The organism is Cryobacterium sp. TMT2-15-1 (assembly GCF_004402345.1).
GTDB classification, from domain to species: Bacteria; Actinomycetota; Actinomycetes; order Actinomycetales; family Microbacteriaceae; genus Cryobacterium; species Cryobacterium sandaracinum.
This window is the reverse complement of sequence record NZ_SOGD01000010.1, coordinates 1-16386: the sequence shown is the minus strand read 5'-3', so window position 1 is coordinate 16386 and position 16386 is coordinate 1. Positions and strand designations below refer to the sequence as shown.

Annotated in this window: 20 protein-coding genes and 1 pseudogene; 11 read left to right on the top strand and 10 right to left on the bottom strand. The window is 69.8% G+C overall.

Features of this window, described 5'->3' with window-relative positions; genetic code table 11:
- Positions 1–13 precede the first annotated feature (13 nt).
- The 7 genes from E3O62_RS02140 to E3O62_RS02110 form a co-directional block, all read right to left on the bottom strand.
- Positions 14–397 carry a Fe-S oxidoreductase gene (locus E3O62_RS02140; RefSeq protein WP_134395963.1) on the bottom strand — a complete coding sequence of 128 codons (384 nt, stop codon included), beginning with the start codon at positions 395–397 and terminating at the stop codon, positions 14–16.
- Positions 398–522: 125 nt separating this feature from the next.
- A complete protein-coding gene (locus E3O62_RS02135) occupies positions 523–1995 on the bottom strand; it encodes an NAD(P)/FAD-dependent oxidoreductase (RefSeq protein ID WP_134397378.1) in 1473 nt (490 codons plus the stop codon).
- Between the two features lie 67 nt (positions 1996–2062).
- Positions 2063–2869, bottom strand: coding sequence for a crotonase/enoyl-CoA hydratase family protein (locus tag E3O62_RS02130; protein ID WP_241973267.1), 807 nt, complete (start codon positions 2867–2869; stop codon positions 2063–2065).
- Positions 2870–2913: 44 nt separating this feature from the next.
- A complete protein-coding gene (locus tag E3O62_RS02125) occupies positions 2914–3759 on the bottom strand; it encodes an arginase family protein (RefSeq protein WP_134395961.1) in 846 nt (281 codons plus the stop codon).
- Between the two features lie 73 nt (positions 3760–3832).
- Positions 3833–4480, bottom strand: coding sequence for an NADPH-dependent F420 reductase (locus E3O62_RS02120; protein ID WP_134397377.1), 648 nt, complete (start codon positions 4478–4480; stop codon positions 3833–3835).
- A 60-nt stretch (positions 4481–4540) separates the two neighbouring features.
- The gene (locus E3O62_RS02115) at positions 4541–5272 is read right to left on the bottom strand and encodes a PspA/IM30 family protein (RefSeq protein ID WP_134395959.1); all 732 of its coding nucleotides are present in this window, start codon (positions 5270–5272) and stop codon (positions 4541–4543) included.
- Between the two features lie 133 nt (positions 5273–5405).
- On the bottom strand, positions 5406–7484 hold the full coding sequence (locus tag E3O62_RS02110) for a TPM domain-containing protein (RefSeq protein WP_134397376.1): 2079 nt from the start codon (positions 7482–7484) through the stop codon (positions 5406–5408).
- Positions 7485–7583: 99 nt separating this feature from the next.
- Between E3O62_RS02110 and E3O62_RS02105 the strand changes: the two genes are divergently transcribed.
- From E3O62_RS02105 to E3O62_RS02075, 7 genes are all read left to right on the top strand, one after another.
- Complete coding sequence (locus tag E3O62_RS02105; RefSeq protein WP_134397375.1) at positions 7584–7814, top strand: hypothetical protein; 231 nt, start codon at positions 7584–7586, stop codon at positions 7812–7814.
- Positions 7811–8659, top strand: a complete 849-nt coding sequence (locus E3O62_RS02100) for an aldo/keto reductase (protein ID WP_134395957.1) — start codon at positions 7811–7813, stop codon at positions 8657–8659. Before E3O62_RS02105 ends, E3O62_RS02100 begins: the two co-directional genes overlap by 4 nt.
- Before the next feature lie 35 nt (positions 8660–8694).
- Positions 8695–9267, top strand: a complete 573-nt coding sequence (locus E3O62_RS02095) for a GNAT family N-acetyltransferase (protein WP_134395956.1) — start codon at positions 8695–8697, stop codon at positions 9265–9267.
- 76 nt (positions 9268–9343) lie between these two features.
- On the top strand, positions 9344–10675 hold the full coding sequence (locus E3O62_RS02090) for a M20/M25/M40 family metallo-hydrolase (protein ID WP_134397374.1): 1332 nt from the start codon (positions 9344–9346) through the stop codon (positions 10673–10675).
- A 23-nt stretch (positions 10676–10698) separates the two neighbouring features.
- A complete protein-coding gene (locus E3O62_RS02085) occupies positions 10699–11142 on the top strand; it encodes a DUF1294 domain-containing protein (protein WP_134397373.1) in 444 nt (147 codons plus the stop codon).
- Positions 11143–11535: 393 nt separating this feature from the next.
- A complete protein-coding gene (locus E3O62_RS02080) occupies positions 11536–12483 on the top strand; it encodes a hypothetical protein (RefSeq protein WP_134397372.1) in 948 nt (315 codons plus the stop codon).
- Positions 12480–12836: a GntR family transcriptional regulator gene (locus tag E3O62_RS02075; RefSeq protein ID WP_347232367.1), complete on the top strand. Its 357-nt coding sequence runs from the start codon at positions 12480–12482 to the stop codon at positions 12834–12836. The genes E3O62_RS02080 and E3O62_RS02075 overlap by 4 nt, the downstream gene beginning before the upstream one ends.
- 60 nt (positions 12837–12896) lie before the next feature.
- Here the strand turns inward: E3O62_RS02075 and E3O62_RS02070 are convergent, their stop codons facing one another.
- Positions 12897–13526 carry an ATP-binding cassette domain-containing protein gene (locus E3O62_RS02070; protein ID WP_241973266.1) on the bottom strand — a complete coding sequence of 210 codons (630 nt, stop codon included), beginning with the start codon at positions 13524–13526 and terminating at the stop codon, positions 12897–12899.
- A gap of 77 nt (positions 13527–13603) precedes the next feature.
- Here E3O62_RS02070 and E3O62_RS17290 point away from each other — a divergent pair, with 77 nt between their 5' ends.
- Positions 13604–13729, top strand: a complete 126-nt coding sequence (locus E3O62_RS17290; protein WP_255573694.1) for a hypothetical protein — start codon at positions 13604–13606, stop codon at positions 13727–13729.
- A 126-nt stretch (positions 13730–13855) separates the two neighbouring features.
- Positions 13856–14053: a hypothetical protein gene (locus E3O62_RS02065; protein ID WP_174720097.1), complete on the top strand. Its 198-nt coding sequence runs from the start codon at positions 13856–13858 to the stop codon at positions 14051–14053.
- A 93-nt stretch (positions 14054–14146) separates the two neighbouring features.
- Here E3O62_RS02065 and E3O62_RS02060 read toward each other — a convergent pair whose 3' ends face one another.
- Positions 14147–15055 (bottom strand): hypothetical protein, encoded by a 909-nt coding sequence (locus E3O62_RS02060; RefSeq protein WP_134397370.1) that lies wholly within the window; start codon positions 15053–15055, stop codon positions 14147–14149.
- Between the two features lie 227 nt (positions 15056–15282).
- Between E3O62_RS02060 and E3O62_RS16470 the strand changes: the two genes are divergently transcribed.
- A complete protein-coding gene (locus tag E3O62_RS16470; RefSeq protein WP_166786392.1) occupies positions 15283–15441 on the top strand; it encodes a hypothetical protein in 159 nt (52 codons plus the stop codon).
- Between the two features lie 89 nt (positions 15442–15530).
- Here the strand turns inward: E3O62_RS16470 and E3O62_RS16965 are convergent, their stop codons facing one another.
- A complete protein-coding gene (locus tag E3O62_RS16965; RefSeq protein ID WP_241973265.1) occupies positions 15531–15794 on the bottom strand; it encodes a hypothetical protein in 264 nt (87 codons plus the stop codon).
- A gap of 82 nt (positions 15795–15876) precedes the next feature.
- On the opposite strand from E3O62_RS16965, the pseudogene E3O62_RS02050 reads away from it, so the two are divergent.
- A pseudogene (locus E3O62_RS02050) lies at positions 15877–16386 on the top strand (hypothetical protein); the annotation flags it as partial.

Below are 16386 nucleotides of genomic sequence, written 5' to 3'. Positions count from 1 at the left end.
GGGTCCCTCCGGGTTATTTGACATAGCCGCCCTTTTTGAGGCCGGCCTCGATCTCGAAGCGGTTCTGCAGCGGATTGAGGCCGGCCGCCAGGTAGAGCAGCGGAAAAACCATCCCGAAGCGTTGCCACTGGCGTTTGTGCACGGCCTCGTGTTCGAGGATGGCCATCGACACGTTCTGGTTGGTCAGGTAGCAGCCGCCGACACAGGCTCCGCCGCGTCCGAATGCCCAGGCGGGCATCCCGCGAAAAACGATGAGGCCGCCTCGGCGCTCGACCGTACCCGTGCTCCAGATGCAACCCCAGATCACGCCGACCGTGGTGGCGTAGAGGTAGCCGGCCCGGCTGATGGGGGAGTCGAAGAGGATGCGGCGCACTCCTCTAGCGTAGGTGGCCCCCACGATAGAAGCCTGGGTTTCCCATGATCGATTCACGGCGAAGGTGGCGCGGGGCAGGTGGTGGAAGGTGGCGCGGGTTGGAAAGTGCGCCAGCCTCCACCGAGTGCGCCGCGAGGGCGAAAGTGCGGCTACGGACGACCGTACTCCTCGAGCAGCCGCAGCCAGACCTCGCTCAGCGTGGGGTAGCTCGGCACGGCGTGCCACAGCCTGCGGATGGGCACCTCGCCGACCACGGCGATGGTGGCCGCGTGCAGCAGCTCCGCGACATCCGGCCCCACGAAGGTGACCCCGATCAGAACCTCACGGTCGAGGTCCACGATCGCGCGCGCCGACCCGGTGTAGCCGTCGGCGTGCACGGATGCCCCGGCCACCTGGCCCAGGTTGTAGTCCAGCACCCGGGTGCGGAACCCGGCCTTCTCGGCAGCAGCCTGGGTCAGTCCCACAGATGCCACTTCGGGGTCGGTGAAGGTGACCTGCGGCACGGCGGCATGGTCGGCTGTGGCGACGTGCGATCCCCACGGGGCGTCGTCGACGGGCCTGCCGGCGGCCCGGGCCGCGATCACGTCACCGGCCGCGCGGGCCTGGTACTTGCCCTGGTGGGTGAGGAGGGCCCGGTGGTTGATGTCGCCGACGGCATACAGCCAGTCCCGGGTCAGGTCCGGCGCGGTGCCCCGCACCAGCAGGGTGTCGTCGACCTCGAGCCAGTCGCCCGGTGTGAGGCCCACGGTCTCGAGCCCGACATCCGCGCTCCGGGGAACCCGGCCGGTGGCCACGAGTACCTCGGTCGCGGTGACCCCGCTGCCGTTGGAGAGGGTGAGGGTCACGTCGCCGCCGGCGGTGCGGGCCGCCCCGGTGGTCGACACCCCGGTCAGCACGGTGACGCCCGCCCCCCGGAGGGCCGCGAGCACGAGTTCACCGGCGAAGGGCTCCTGACCGCCGAGCAAACCGCTCCGAACGATCATCGTGACCTCGGCGCCGAGCCCGGCGTAGGCGGTGGCCATCTCGGCGGCGACCACGCCGCCGCCGATGATCGCCAGACTGTCCGGGATTCCGGGGGCGCTGGTGGCCTCGCGGCTGGTCCACGGCGACACGGCTGCCAAACCGGGAATATCGGGCAGCAGCGCCGCCGACCCGGTGCTGACGACCACGGCGTGCGCCGCGACCAGCACGGTCGTGGTGCCGTCGTCAGCGGTCACGGTCACCTCCCGCACGCCGGTGAGGCGGGCGTGGCCGCGCATCAGGGTAATGCCGGTCTTCTCCAGCCAGCGCACCTGGCCCTCGTCGGACCAATTGCTCGTGAAGGAGTCGCGGCGGCGCAGAACGGCCGCGATGTCCAGGTCGCCGGTCACGGCCTCGGCCGCACCGGCGACGCGCCGGGCTGCGGCGAGGGCCGCTCCGCTGCGCAGGAGCGCCTTCGACGGCATGCAGGCCCAGTAGGAGCACTCGCCGCCGACCAGCTCGGCCTCGATGATCACGGTGCGGAGGCCTGCCTGCGTCGTGCGGTCGGCGACGTTCTCACCCGCCGCGCCGGCGCCGATCACGATGACGTCGTAACTCTTGGCGGCAGGGTCAGATGGGGTGGTGCTGGCGGCGGCAGACATCCGTCTCTCCTTTGGTCAGTGGTGCAGCTGAGTGGTGCTGTAGTTCCGATGAGGTGGTGCTGCCAGCCTAACGACCCACGAAAGTAGCCGGCCGGCGGCTGACGAATGCCTCCATGCCGATGCGGGAATCTTCGGTTGCGGCCAGGCGGGCCAGGGCCGGCTGTAGCCCCGCCTCGGCGGCCGCGGCACCCTCCCGCGCGGCCGTGCGGGCGTTGGCCAGCGTGGCTTGCACGGCCAGCGGGGCCTGGGCGGCGATCCGCTCGGCCAATTCCAGCGCGCGCTCGAACTGGGTGCCGTCCGGCACGACCTCCTGCACGAGCCCGATGCGGTGGGCCTCGCGGGCGTCGAACATGTCGCCGGTGAGCATCCAGCGCATGGCGTTGCCCCAGCCGGCCGCGCGCGGGAAGCGGATGGTCGCGCCGCCGAACGGCAGGATGCCGCGCGCCACCTCGATCTGGCCGAAGCGGGTGGACTCTGACGCCACGGAGATGTCGCTCGCGAGCATCAGCTCGATGCCGAGGGTGAGGCAGGTGCCCTGCACGGCCATCACCACGGGCTTGGACACGCTTGGCCCGTCGACCTGCCACGGATGGATGCCGCCGGGCGGCACCATGTCGAGGCCGTCGGGGCCAAGCCGGGGGCCGATGTCGGCCAGGTCAAGACCGGCGGTGAAGTGGTCGCCGACCGCGTAGACGAGGCCGACCCGCAGCTCAGGGTCGCGGTCGAGTTCACCGTAGGCGAGGGCCAACTGCATCAGCAGCGCCAGATCGGCGGCGTTGCGCTTCTCCGGGCGGTTGAACCCGATCAGCAGCACGTGCCCGCGCCTCTCGGTGATGATCCTCGACGGATCGGAAACGGAGTGCTGCTCGTTCACGGATGCCTCCCTTGGCCTCGTGACGCTGGCGCGTCGGTCCCATGCTATGGCTGAGCAGGTCGGGTCAGCGCGCCGATGATGCGCAGGATGCTCGGCAGGTCGTCGGTGGCGGCCTCCGGCGAGGCCGGGGCGAAGCCGGCGATGGTGGCGCCGGCCAGTTCGAATTCGGCGCGCAGGGCGGTGATCAGCCGGTTCAGGGTGTCGACGCTCAGCCCGAACGGGTAGAGGTCGGCCAGGCCAGCCAGCGCCGACGGGTCGAGCACGTCCAGGTCGAGGTGTAGGTAGAAGGTGCCCACGCCCGTGGCGCGCAGGGCCGCGACGAGCGCGTCGGGAGGGTCGAGGTCCTCGACCGGGAGGCTCACTATTCCGAGGTCCCGGATCAGGGCGTCCTCGGCCGGGTCGATGGCGCGCGCGCCGCCGATCACGACGCGTTCCAGAGGAACGCGCTCACCCGGGTCGAGGGTCAGGCCGGCGGCACCCTCGCCGGTGATGGCGCGCAGCACCATCCCCGTGAAACCTCCGGACGGTGAGGTGTCGGGGGTGTGCAGGTCGGGGTGGGCGTCGAGCCAGACCACGGCCAGGTCATCAGGATGCTGCCGCGACGCATGCTCGACGGCCGCCAGGGACACCCCGTTGTCGCCGCCGATCGTGACCACCGGGCCAGCGCCGCCGTGCAGTGCAGCCGTGAGGCGTTCGCGCACCATCATCAGGGTGGAGAAGCGGTCGATGCCGGTGTCGAGAGAATCGCCGGCCTCGACCGGCACCGGCACTTCACGGGTGACGGAGTAGGGAAGATCACCTCGGATCGCCTCCGCCCCGTCACTCAGGCGCATCGCGCGCGGAGAAACCGAACCCTGCCACTGTGGCACGACAACGAAGGAGGGAGCCATACTTCAGTATGCTCCCAGAGCTTCCCCGCGCGCGGGATTTTCGTGCTGGATCGGGCCGATCTACGCGCAGCGCCTATTGGTCGCGGTAGCGCGCAGCGGCGTCCGTCGCGTCCCGCAACTCGGCCGCGTTCAAGCGCGGGCCGTAGCCGGGGGTGTCCCGCTGGATGCGCCAGCCCTCGCTGAGCGCGCCGACGTTGACGGTGTCGTAGCCGAAGCGGTCCAGCAGTGCGGTCACGGTAGCGGCGGCGGAGGCGTCGTCGCTGGCGATGACCAGGGCGCGCCGGTTGACGGACCCGGCCGGCTGACCGTGCTCGGTGAGATCGGCAGCATAGATGTGGTTGAACGCCTTCACGATCGTGGACTCCGGCAGGCGATCGCGGAGCAGCTCGGCCGTGGTGGTGCTCTCGTCGTCGAGTGCGGCGATGTCGCCGTCGCGCTGCGGGTAGTAGTTGTTCGTATCGATCACGAGCTTGCCGGCCAGCTCCGTCGTGGGCAGGGTGTGGATCTGGTTCAGCGGGATGGTCACGACCACGAGGTCGCCGGCCGTGGCGGCCTCGGCGGGGGTCGCGGCGCGGGAGTGCGGGCCGAGCTCGCCGATCAGGTCAGTGAGGGTTTCGGGGTCGCGCGAATTGCTCACGACCACGTCGTATCCGTTGGCCACGCCGAGTCGTGCGAGCTGACTGCCGATGTTGCCGGCGCCGATGATTCCAAGAGTTGTCATGCTAGGAACAACGCAGGGCGCCGACGGGATGTTCCCGTCGGCGCCCGGTTGCGCTGGAGGCTACTGCGTGATGGAGCCGGCGCCGCCGGATTTGAGCGCGGCGAGGCGGGCGTCGACCTCGGTGAGCTCGCCGAGGTCCTCGAGGCTCTCGAACTGGGCGTCCAGGCTCGACGCGGCCAGCTCGCTGGCGCCCCGAACGCGGGCCTCCTCGCGGCGGATCTTGTCCTCGAAGCGGCTGACCTCGCTGGTGGGGTCCATCAGGTCGATGCTCTTGACGGCATCCATCACCTTGGTCTGCGCCTCGGCGGTCTTCGACCGGGCGATCAGTTCGCTGCGCTTGGCGGAGAGCTGGTTCAGCTTCTCCTTCATCTTGTTGAGGCCGTCCTTGAGCTGGGCCACGACGGCCGTCTGCGAGGCAATCTGAGGCTCGGCCAGCTTCGCCTCTTTCTCCGACTGCAGCTGACGGCCGAGGGCGACCTTGGCGAGGTTGTCGAAACGGTCGGCGTCGGCCGCGTTTCCGGCGGTGCGCAGCTGGTCGGCCTTGCGGCTCGCGGCCAGGGCTTTGCCGCCCCACTCGGTCGCTGCCTCGACGTCTTCCCGGTAGTCGTCCTCGAGCAGGCGAAGGTTGCCGATCGTCTCGGCGATCGCGCTCTCCGCGTCGGCGATGCTGTTGGTGTAGTCGCGAACCATCTGGTCGAGCATCTTCTGCGGGTCCTCGGCGGAGTCCAGAAGCGCGTTGATGTTCGCTTTCGCCAACTGGGAAATACGGCCAAAGATGGACTGTTTCGTCATTGTGCGGTGTCCTTTCGAGTTCCGGAGCATCGGCTGACCTCCAGTGTGTCGGTTTGTGCTGGTCAAGACGTGTGGGCCGCCGTGCGGGCTGCGACGGCTGCGACGGCTGAAACGGCTGCGACGGCGCCGGTTTCTAGAACCGCCCGCCCCCGCCCCGGCGTGAGCGGGAACCGGCACCGCCGAAGCCGCCGGGCATGCCGAAGCCGCCGCCGCGCCGGCCGCCGCCACCGAACATGCCGCCCCCGCCGCCCCCGCCGCCCCCGCCGCCGGAGAGGAGTGTGTTGATCAGGATTCCTCCGAGCACGGCCCCCATGACCCCGTTCCCGCCGCTGCCGCCTGCTCGGTAGCCGGGACCGTAGCCGCCCGGAACCTGACCGGCGAACCCGTCGACGTCGTTCCGGGCGCCCGCGATGGCGGCCGCGGCCAGGGAGTTGGCCCGTTGCGAGGCGGCGAGAGCGGCACCCGGGTCGGTGGCGGCCAGCGATTCGGCCTCCACGAGAACCCTGCCGGCCTCGGCGACCCGGGTGCGCGCCTCCGCGCCCACCGCCCCGCGCCGAGCGCCGATGAAGTCTTCCGCGGCCGACACCTGAGCGCGCGCGGCGAGCAGGTTTTGGTTGAGGGCGGCCCGGGCGCGCTGGGCCTGCGCCTCGGCGTCCCGCACGCCCTGCAGTGCGGCATCCATCGCGGTGTTGGCGGCGTCGAGCATCGCCATCACCTCGAGTGGGTTGATCCGGCCGGCCGCGGAGCGAGCGCGCACCTCGGCGAGAATGTGTTCGGTCTGGCTGATCACTCCCGGCAACGCGGCGGCGGCCTCGGTCGACGTAGGCAGGCTGCCCGCGGTCACCAGATCGGTCTGCAGCTCGGCGACCGTGGCCGCCAGCTGCCGGGTCGCGCCGGCGAGGTCGGTGCCCAGACGGTCCACGGCGTCCAGGAGCAACCGCGCCTGGTCGACCGATTCCTCGGCCGCACGGATGTCCACGGCCGCGGCCGCCGTATCGCCGGCACCCAGCCGGGTGGTGGCCCGGGCCAGAGCGGTCTCCGTGAAGGCGAGACGCTCGCGGGCCTCGGCCGGGTTGTCGGCAACCGTGCCGAGCGCCACGTCGGTGTACCGGGCGGCCAGGGTCGCCAGGCTCTCCTCGCTGCCGGCGAGCCGGGCCCGCACGGCCTCGGCACCCTGGGACACGGCAGCGGCGACCTCCGGCGCGTTCTTCTCCAGCTGGCGCAGTTCGTCGAAGTCGTCGGCCTGCGCATCGAGGGTGAGGTTGGCCTGGCTGCAGAGGTCGATGATCGCGGCGTACCAGGCGCGCGCCTGCTCTTCGGAGTCGGACTCGGCGTCGTCGAGCTTCTGCTGCAGGGTGAACGCCTGGCTGAGCTGCTTCTGCGCCGTTTCGAGCGCGGCCCGGAAGGCGGCGGTGACCTCCGTGCCGTACTGGGCGACCGCGAAGCCGAGCTCCTGCTCACTGGAACGGATCGCGTCGTCGGTCTGTACGAGGGTGCTCGAGGCGCGCCGCTTGAGCTCGGGCGTCGGCAGGGCCTGCAGCCCGGTCGGCGCCCCGGCGCCGGCTGGCAGGGCACGTCCCCGTCCGCGTCGGGCGAGCAGAATGACCGCTCCGACGACTAGAAGAACCAGCACGGCGATGACCACGAACACGACGATGAGGAACCCGCCCGCACCGCCGCCGGGGCTTTCGTCCCCGGGGGTGATCTCGCCGATCGAGACCGGCTCGCCCCGCAGAGCCGCGGAGAAACCCTCGGCTGCGGCGATCGCGGCGCCAGCCCAGTCGTTCTGGCGCAGAGCCGGCTCGATGGCGACGGTCTCGATCTCCTGGAGCTGGGCATCCGTCAGGGCGGAGTCGGGGGCCACGGAAAGTTGGTACTGGCGGTCATCCGTCGCCACGGCCAGCAGCACGTCGTTGGTGCCGAAGCCGTTGTTGTCAGCCGTCTGGTCGGCCCACTGCTCGCGGTCCTCGACCCCGGTGAAACTGTCGACGTAGGCCACGAAGAGGTCGGCCCCGGTCTCGGAATAGAGCTCGTCGAACGCGGCCGTGACCTCGTCGGCGCGGGCGGTGACGGCGTCGACCGTGTCGACGATGTGGCTGGCGCCGAAGTCGACCGGGTTTTGCGCCCAAGCCGCCGTGGGCGCCGACGCGCTGGACATCGCAAAGCTCAGAACCGCCGCAACCGCGACCGGAATCAACCACCGTGACCGCATGGACCCCATCCTCACACCACCATCGACACTCCGGCGTTCCCAGATCGAGCATAGGACGGCGACGCAGGCCCGTCCACCGCCCAGGCAGGAGTATCACGGTTGCCCACTGTCACGGCCGGCCGGCTGGGCATCTGCCGCGGGCTGCAGATCATCGACGTTGCCCCCGATGGTCAGGTCGAGGTCGCCGAGCACCTCGCCGGCGCCCGCCGGGTCTCGAGCCTGTCGATCGGCCTTGAAGGGGAATTCGCGTCACCGTGCGCCGTTGAGGTCAAGGTGGGGCGCGCAGTCTTCTCCGTGCGCCTCGTCGACAAAAGGAGCTCTACGACATGACCGCAGCACCGACGACATCCGTTCCCCGCATCACCCTCAACAACGGAGAGACGATCCCGCAGCTCGGGTTCGGCGTGTACCAAATTGAGCCGGCCGACACCAGGCGGTCGACGCTCGCCGCCCTCGAGGTGGGCTACCGCCACATCGACACCGCCGAGATGTACGGCAACGAGCAGGGCGTCGGCGAGGCCGTGCGCGAATCCGGCCTGGATCGGGCCGACGTGTTCGTCACGAGCAAGCTCAACAACGGCTTCCACTCCCGATCTGATGCCCTCGCCGCCTTCGAGCAGACGCTCGAGACCCTCGGCTTCGACTACCTCGACCTCTTCCTGATCCACTGGCCGCTGCCGGCCGTCGGCGACTTCGTCGAGACCTGGAAGGCGTTGGAGGAGATGCACGCCTCCGGGCGGGTGAAGACCATCGGCGTCTCCAACTTCCAGCCGCAGCACCTGCGGCGCCTCCTCGACGAGACCGGCACAGTGCCGGCCGTCAACCAGATCGAGGTGCACCCGTACCTGACCCAGGACAACGTGCGCGCGTTCAACACACAGCACGGCATCGTGACCGAGGCGTGGTCGCCCATCGCGCAGGGCAGGGTGCTCGGTGACCCGGTGATCACGGCCATTGCCGGCCGCCTGGGCCGCTCTGCCGCTCAGGTCACCCTGCGCTGGCACCTGCAGCGTGGCGACATCGTGTTCCCGAAGTCCGTCACCCGCAGCCGGGTCGAGGAGAACTTCGCGCTCTTCGACTTCGAATTGACTGCCGACGACCTGGCTGCGATCACGGCGTTGAACCGCAACGAGCGCACCGGCCCCGACCCGGACGAGTTCAACTGGATTCCCTGACCACCCGCGGGGGTCCGGGTCACTAGTCTGGACGGATGCCGCTCGAGACCCGCACCGCCCGCCTCCTGCTGCGCCGCTGGCGGGAGTCAGACCTGGCGCCGTTCGCCGCGATGGGGGAGGACCCGGAGGTGATGCGGTACTTCCCGTCTCGGCTGACCCGGGCCCAGAGCGACGCGCTCGCCGGCCGGGCCGACCGGCTCTTCGAGACGCACGGCTACGGGCTCTGGGCGCTCGAGAAACGGTCGACGGGTGACTTCATCGGCTTCACCGGGCTCGCTCCCGTGCCCGCGTTCATCCCCGGACCCGGCGGGCTCGAGGTCGGCTGGCGGCTGGCCCGCTCCTTCTGGGGCCAGGGCTACGCCACCGAAGCCGCCCGGGCGGCCCTCGATTTCGCTTTTGGGCGGCTCGAGCTCGAACAGGTGCAGGCGATCACGGCGGTCATCAACGAACCGTCGCGGGCCGTGATGGAACGACTCGGGATGACCGCGACCGCCGAATTCCAGCATCCGAAGATTCCCGTCGGTTCACCGCTCCGGGTGCACATCCGCTACGCGGTTTCCCGGGCGGCCGCCGCCCAGGCGTGCGCCGCGGCCGATCTCACCCGGTAGAGTTCAGGCACTTTACAAAAGGACTGGCCGCCACCATGGAATCGACTGTCGCGCACCATCTCCGTCCAGCGTGCGCATGAGCGACCATGAAGCCCTGACCCGCCAGACGGTAGACCTGCTGCGCGACCTCATCCGCAACGCCTGCGTCAACGACGGCACTCCCGATTCGGGCGGCGAGATTCGCAGCGTGCGTACGCTCGAGGGGTTCTTCGCCGGGTCGGGACTCGACCTCGAGGTGGTCGAACCGCATCCGGGCCGCGCCTCACTGATCGCTCGCATCCGGGGCACCGATCCCACGGCTCCCACGCTCGCCCTGGTCGGCCACCTCGACGTGGTGCCGGTCGACGACGGCGGCTGGAGCCGCGACCCCTTCGGCGCCGAGATCATCGACGGCGAGATCTGGGGACGCGGCGCCCTCGACATGCTCTACCTGACCGCCAGTTACGCGGTCGTCACCCGGGCCATTGCGACCGGACCGTTCCGGCCGCGCGGCGACCTCATCTTCGCCGCGGTTGCCGACGAGGAAGACGGCAGCCACTTCGGCGTGGAATGGCTCACCGAGCACCGGCTCGATCTGATCGACGCGGACGCCGTGCTCACCGAATCCGGCGGGGCCATGGTCGGGCCGAGGCCGCTGATCTCGACGGCCGTCGGCGAAAAAGGTATCGCCGGTCGGCGGCTTTCCGTGCGCGGCACCCCCGGCCATGGGTCGGCCCCGTGGGGCGCGCGCAACGCCGCGGTGATCGCGGCGGATGCCGTGGGGCGCCTGGCCCGCTACCGCGCCCCGGTGCAGATCACCGCCGACTGGCGCCGATATGTGCAGGCCCTCGAACTGGAACCCGACCTTGCCGCGCGCCTCCTCGACCCGCACCGGATCGATGGCGCCCTGAACGAGCTCGGCAGCCTGGCCGGGTTCGCGCACGCATCCACCCACACCACCATCTCGCCCAACATCGTGACGGCAGGGGTGAAGGACAACGTCATCCCCGCGCTCGCCACGATCACCCTCGATATCCGGGTGCTGCCCGACCTGTCAGCCGCCGACGTCGACGCCTACCTGCGGGAGGCGCTCGGCGACCTGGCCGACGACGTCACGATCGAGGGCGACGAATTCGCCGCGGCGACCCGGTCCGCGGTCGACACGCCGCTGTTCCACTCGCTCGGCCGGGCCGTGCGCCGGGCCTACCCCGATGCCGACCTGCTCCCGGTGCTCAGCGTCGGCGGCTCCGATGCGCGGTTCTACCGCCGCCGCGGCGTCCCTGCCTACGGTTTCGCCCTGCTCAGCCGGCACTGGGACTACGGCACCTTCCGGCAGCTGTTCCACGGCAACGACGAGCGCATCGACATCGGCTCGATCGCGTTGACGGTCGCGGCCCTCGACACCGTCGTTCGCGACTTCCTCGACTGAGCCGCTGCCGCGAGGAGACACAGATGAGGCAGACCAGGCCCAGGCGGCAGAGCTCACGAACGAGGCAGACCGGCACGCGGCGACGGATGCCCGCCCGCACCGGTTCGGGAGCCGGCGCCTACCTCGCCATCGTCGCCTTCACGTCGATCTATCTCGTCGTCGACGCCTACCGACCGGTCTCGATCTGGGTGGCCGCGTTCTATTTGGCCGTCAGCCTCGTCTGCTTCGTCGCCTACGCCTTGGACAAGTCCGCCGCGGTCGCCGCGCGCTGGCGGGTGCCGGAGAACACCCTGCTGCTGCTCGGATTCGCCGGCGGCTGGCCGGGCTCGATCGTGGCGCAGCAGGTGCTGCGGCACAAAACCAAGAAGGCCGGTTTTCGGCAGGCGTTCTGGGGCACGGTGGCCCTGAATGTGCTGGCTTTCGTCATGATCTTCTCGCCGCTGCTGCCGGACATGCTGGCCCGCTGAACCGAGCCGAGCCGGGCGGTGCGTGCCCGGCCGCGGGTTACTCGTTCGATGTCAAGGACGGCGACGTATCACGCGCACGATTCCGTCGTGGGCGAACTCTGTACCGTCTCCTGCCCTGACATCCTGCCGACCGGACCGCCCGACCTGAAGGCGGGCAAGGGAATGCCGACCCGGACTCCCCGGTGATGCCGGCGTACACGAGACCGTACTGGTTCACCGGCACGATCCGCGAGGTGACCGTGGACGTCAATGACGAATCACCCCAGCTCCGGAGGTCGAGCTCCGAGCTCATAAGGCGCGGCGATAGAACAGCAGCACGCCGGGATCTCTATTGTGTATTTATACTTGTATTGATAAGGTGATACAAAACTTAGAACACAAAGGGGGGATCTGATGCTCGGTGACGTCTGGTCCAACATGATCTTCCACGTCGCCGTGTCCACGTGGACGGCAGCCGGTCTGCTCGTGGGATCGTGCGTGCTGCTGTGGGTCTTGACCCACGTTCCCGCCGTGCAGCGTCGGCTCGTCGCCCACGCGTCAACGGTCGCCGGGCTCGGCCTGCCGCACGCCTCGCATCCGATGGTCTTGGCGGCCCAGGTGCGGAGAGTACGGGGCTTCTCCGGCGGCGGATTCCTCGGCGTGATCGTCTCGATTTTCCTCGTGTACTTCATCGGGGCGGACCGCAGTGGTCCGGCCACCGTGTTCCTGCTTGGCGGTTTCGTGATCGTCGGGGTGCTGGGTGGCGCGATCGCAGCCGTGGCCGGCGAGGTGGCGAGGACCGGTGAGGGTGAGCGGGTTGCCCATGGGCGGCGCACCCGCTTGGCCGATTACGTTCCGCGGTGGGAACGCGTCGGCGTTCGTGGCACCGTATTCCTCAACCTGGCGGTCGTCGGTGTGCTGGTAGTGCTGCCTGTTTTTTGGACGCTGCAGCTCTCCGTCTTCCCGCAGTCCTTCAGCGTGGCGGTCGTCGTGGCCGGGCTGGCCCTTGCGGCGCTCGCGGCCTTCGAAATCGGCGGTCGCATCGTCGTCGCGCGTCCCCAGACCATGGCGTCGGAGCAGGAGCTGGCCTGGGACGATGCGATGCGCTCGGCCGCGATCCGGGATCTGGTCGCCGCCGCGTTCTTCCTCGGTGCTTTTGGTGTCTTCTTCGGCGTTCAGGAGATCGCGATGGCGGTGCGACCGGGAATCGGTGGCGGCGTAGCCTCCGTGGAGGCGTTCAACCTGTTCGGGCTGGCCGTGCTGGGCGCGGGTGCCGCCGCATCCGTTCTCACCTCGTCACGGCGTCACTTTCGGCGAACCCTCCACGCGGATGCCGGTTCGCGCCCGGTCGGCCCGCAGTGATCCTCCGCATCGACCCGCGCTCGGCGACACCGCCGTTCGACCAGCTGCGCGTGCAGGTCATTGCGCACATCCGGAGCGGGGCCATGGTCGCGGGGACACGCCTGCCCACGGTGCGCAGGCTCGCCGCTGACCTGGTGCTCGCGCCGAACACCGTGGCGCGCGCCTACAAGGAACTCGAGGCTGGGGGGTTCATCGAGACCCGCGGCAGGGCCGGTTCCTTCGTCAAGGCCGCACCGGACTCGGTCGAACAGCAGGCGCTCGGCGCGGCAAAGACCTATGTCGAACGGCTGCGGGAGCTGGGGGTCAGCCCGGCCGACACGGTGGCGTACGTCACCACGTTCCTGCAGAACTGAGGCCCGGCCGATGGTGAGAGCGGGTGCCGGTCGCGGCCGGTGGCCGTCGGTTGCCCCGGGTCAGATCAGGTGCCGCAGGTAGCGCTCCGGGGCCGCCAGGAAGGAGCGCCAGTCGCGCACCAGGTCAAGATCTTCCCAGGCGCACGGGCGGTAACCCCAGGGCCCGACCTCGTAGATGGCGGCGCCCGGGAGCGACGCCAGGATCGGGGAGTGCGTCGAGAGGATGACCCGGGCTCCGCCCGCGTTCAGGATGTCCTGCAGGCCGCGGATCAGGGCGAGAGAACCGGTGAAGGAGAGGGCCGACGCCGGCTCGTCGAGGATCCACAAGCCCGGGTAGCGGGACCGTGCCGTGACGAGGTGGAGGAAGGATTCGCCGTGCGAGCGCTCGTGGAACACCGGCTCGCTGCCGCCGCGGCCGGCGCCGAGGCCCCGGGTCAGCCGCAGGTGGTCGGTGAGGGTGGATTCGCTCCGACGGGTGGTGTGCCGGGACCCGGTCGATCCGCCTTCCGGGCCCATCCCGTAGGCGCCCGCGATGGCCTCGACGAGGGTCGACTTGCCGACGCCGTTCTCGCCGACGAAGACGGTCACCGGGCCCAGCTCGAGGCCGCTGTCCAGGAGCTGCGCGATCGGGGCGAGGGTGCCGGGCCAGGCGCCGCGCGGCAGCGCAGGTGCGTCCGGGTCCTGGCTCACAGAGCGCAGCGGTCACTCGTTGTTCGGCATGCGATCATTCTGCCTGACTCGGAGGGCCGCCGAAGTGCGGCCGGGGAATGCCGGTAGCGCCACGGTCGAGGGTCGGGATCGTCTTCGTCGGGGCCGTCGTGACGGTCATCGGTCTCGTCGTGAACGCATCCGTGGCCTGCCCGGCCGGTGATGTCGGCGGCGGTGCGCGCTAGGCCGTGCTGGCCGTTATCTCGGAGATTTTTCGGGAAACACTGGGTCACCCCAGCCAGTCTGTGCGGCGTGGCGCGAAAATCTCCGAGGTTGGTGCCGCGGGCACACCGGATGTCCCGCGGCAGCCCATGCCTCCGCACCGCTCCTGCGAGATCCCGTTCGCGCTGCTCACCGAGTGGATCGCCACCGGGTATCCGTTAGTGGCGGAGCTGGCCCGCCTGCACGACGTCGAGTACGTGGACCTGCCCGCCGGGCACTGGCTCCAGTTCACCAGGCCGGCCGAGCTCGGCGCCGCGATTCTGGCGGGCGTGGGGCGCACCGCCTGATCTGCGGCGCGGGCGCCCACGACGGAAAGTCCAGGGCATCAAACCGCAGGTCCATGCATCCGAGAAATCGCGCTCCCGACCGGGCCGGTGCCGTCAGCCGCCAATCCAGGCGTCCACGCTGATGTCGAACCCGGCAGCGCTGCAGGCCGCGCTGACACGGGCGAGAGCCTGCCCCCACTCTGTCGACAGCGGATCGATTTGCTCGCTGGCCGCCGACGGCAGCAGACCCTTCAGAGCCTCCACCTGGTCCGCCACCGCGGAGCCGGGCACGGTGTCCACGCGGGCGCTCAGCCGCGCAACGAGCCGTGCGGCTCCCTCGAACTCCTGCTGGGTTGAGGGCTCTGCGAGCAGCGAACCGTAGGCATTGTGCATCAGTGTCACAACGTCACTCACCTGTCCGCAGGTGTCCTCCGCGTTCACGGGATCCGCGGAAGGCGATGCGGTGACGAGCGAGGCATTCGTTTGAGTGCCGACGACGAAACCGACACCCAGTGCGACAAGGATGCCGAGAATCAGGAGGGAGTTGCGGTCGCGTCCCCCGGCGGGCAGCGCAGTCTCGTCGAGTACCTCCTCGAAAAACGGTTGGAGCGAACCCTCGTTCGTCCCCTCGTGCATCGTTCGGGGACCCGTCTCCCTCGGTGCCGTCGACTCACCGGGGGAGCGGGGCGGCTGGGTGTCGACCTCGAATTCGGCCGCACGGATCGCGGCGGCGATCGCGGCACGGTCGGCGGCCACCGTGGCCTGCAGCTCCCGCAGTGCGGCGGTGGCCCTCGGATCGCCGACGGAGTCGCCGTTCGCCGCGAAGACGCGCTTCTGGAGGTCGCGCAGCTGGTTTGCCGGGGACGGTGAGCCATCCGGTGCCGCCTCGGAGGGGTGAGTCGCCCACCACAGGGCGTTGAGCACGTTCTTCTCTCCCGAGTAAGCGACCCGAACCGCCGCGAGGTAGGCCGGATCGCGCTGGGCCAGCGAGTACGCGTCCTCGGAGCCGTGGTCACGCACCACTGAGAGCCCCCGATCGTCGATTCGGCCAGCATGGCACAGTGCCCGTTCGTTCCCCTTTCCGCTTCGCGTGCCGATTCCCTGGCCGCGTCGCCGCCAGTCGGCGTCGCGCCGGAACTGCGCCGGAGCTGCGCCGCTGCGCGCCTTGCGTGCCACGCGCGCAACGGCGCACGATGCGCGCGAGACGGTTGCCGCGGCACCGGCCCGCACGGACGCCGCAGACTGGGGTAATGGAAGATTTCGCCCTCGACGGTGACGGCCCGGTGTGTCCGGCGTGCGGGGCCGAAATGACCCCCGACGGTGTGGACACCGCTCAGGGGCTCGAGTCCTGTCACCGATGTCCACGCTGCAAACTGGTCGTCGTCGTTTCGGGCAACTGGGCGGAGTAGGTGTCAGCCGGTAGCCATCCGGCTCGGGGCGTCACCGCATCCGCGTGCCCAGGGATGCGCCGCGAGAACGGGAGAACGCCGCTGCAGACCTAGTGGCCGGGAGCCCGATACGCCGGCGTCTTCTTGGCGGCGTCGTCGAGATCCGTCACTGTCAGGAGCGGCTTCGAACGCACGGTCACGGAACCCGTCGAATTGATAATGAGTGACAGGGCGGCGCCGAAGCGGGGCTGCGACGGATGGTAGGCCCGACTGATCCCGGGAGCAATGGTGCGGCCGCCCAGCCTCAGAGGGCTCCCGACCCGGTGGTCGCGCTGGGCGAGACCCGGTGAGGCACTCCCTGAATTTGTGAACAAAACTTCTAAACTTACAGTGCATTGAGTCGTGAAATACTGCCAAACTCTCGACTCTGTGTTCGCAATGAGGTATCCTCGTAACATGATCAATCTCGCGGATGACCTCAGGCAGGCGGCTGATGCCGTGGCCCGGCTGGGTTCCTCGAGTGCCGACCTTTCGGCCCTTCCTGATGCCGAGGTGTTGGCCGGCCAGAAGCGAATCGCTGCGATCCGTCGTCTCGTCGAGACCTATGCCGCCTGGATGGCGGCGACCATCGCCGAGCGTTCCCGGCCGGAGCTCGGGCACTCGGGTTTGGCGGCGCAACAGGGGTATCTCTCCCCGGAGGCCCTGATCCAGAACTCGACCGGCTCGTCGAAGGGCGACGCGTACAAGCTGGTCGCGGTCGGCACGATGATGGCCGATGCCGAGGCGGCCGACAGGCTCGTCGAGGCGGCGCTCTCCTCGCCCCACACCGATGCCGCCGAGGTCGCCGGGTTCGTCGCGAAGGTGCCGTGGCAGGCGCCGATCGCCCGGGCCGTCACCGCCGGCACGCTCTCGGTTGACGCGGCCGAGGCGATCCGGGCCGGGCTCGGCCAGATCGACGCGGCAGTT

Bases quoted from the DNA above. Each gene is read 5' to 3' on its own strand.
- E3O62_RS02135 (WP_134397378.1), bottom strand. From the start codon at position 1,995: ATGTCTGCCGCCGCCAGCACCACCCCATCTGACCCTGCCGCCAAGAGT.
- E3O62_RS02125 (WP_134395961.1), bottom strand. From the start codon at position 3,759: ATGGCTCCCTCCTTCGTTGTCGTGCCACAGTGGCAGGGTTCGGTTTCT.
- E3O62_RS02120 (WP_134397377.1), bottom strand. From the start codon at position 4,480: ATGACAACTCTTGGAATCATCGGCGCCGGCAACATCGGCAGTCAGCTC.
- E3O62_RS02115 (WP_134395959.1), bottom strand. From the start codon at position 5,272: ATGACGAAACAGTCCATCTTTGGCCGTATTTCCCAGTTGGCGAAAGCG.
- E3O62_RS02110 (WP_134397376.1), bottom strand. From the start codon at position 7,484: ATGCGGTCACGGTGGTTGATTCCGGTCGCGGTTGCGGCGGTTCTGAGC.
- E3O62_RS02100 (WP_134395957.1), top strand. From the start codon at position 7,811: ATGACCGCAGCACCGACGACATCCGTTCCCCGCATCACCCTCAACAAC.
- E3O62_RS02095 (WP_134395956.1), top strand. From the start codon at position 8,695: ATGCCGCTCGAGACCCGCACCGCCCGCCTCCTGCTGCGCCGCTGGCGG.
- E3O62_RS02090 (WP_134397374.1), top strand. From the start codon at position 9,344: ATGAGCGACCATGAAGCCCTGACCCGCCAGACGGTAGACCTGCTGCGC.
- E3O62_RS02085 (WP_134397373.1), top strand. From the start codon at position 10,699: ATGAGGCAGACCAGGCCCAGGCGGCAGAGCTCACGAACGAGGCAGACC.
- E3O62_RS02080 (WP_134397372.1), top strand. From the start codon at position 11,536: ATGCTCGGTGACGTCTGGTCCAACATGATCTTCCACGTCGCCGTGTCC.
- E3O62_RS17290 (WP_255573694.1), top strand. From the start codon at position 13,604: ATGCCGGTAGCGCCACGGTCGAGGGTCGGGATCGTCTTCGTCGGGGCC.
- E3O62_RS02065 (WP_174720097.1), top strand. From the start codon at position 13,856: ATGCCTCCGCACCGCTCCTGCGAGATCCCGTTCGCGCTGCTCACCGAG.
- E3O62_RS16470 (WP_166786392.1), top strand. From the start codon at position 15,283: ATGGAAGATTTCGCCCTCGACGGTGACGGCCCGGTGTGTCCGGCGTGC.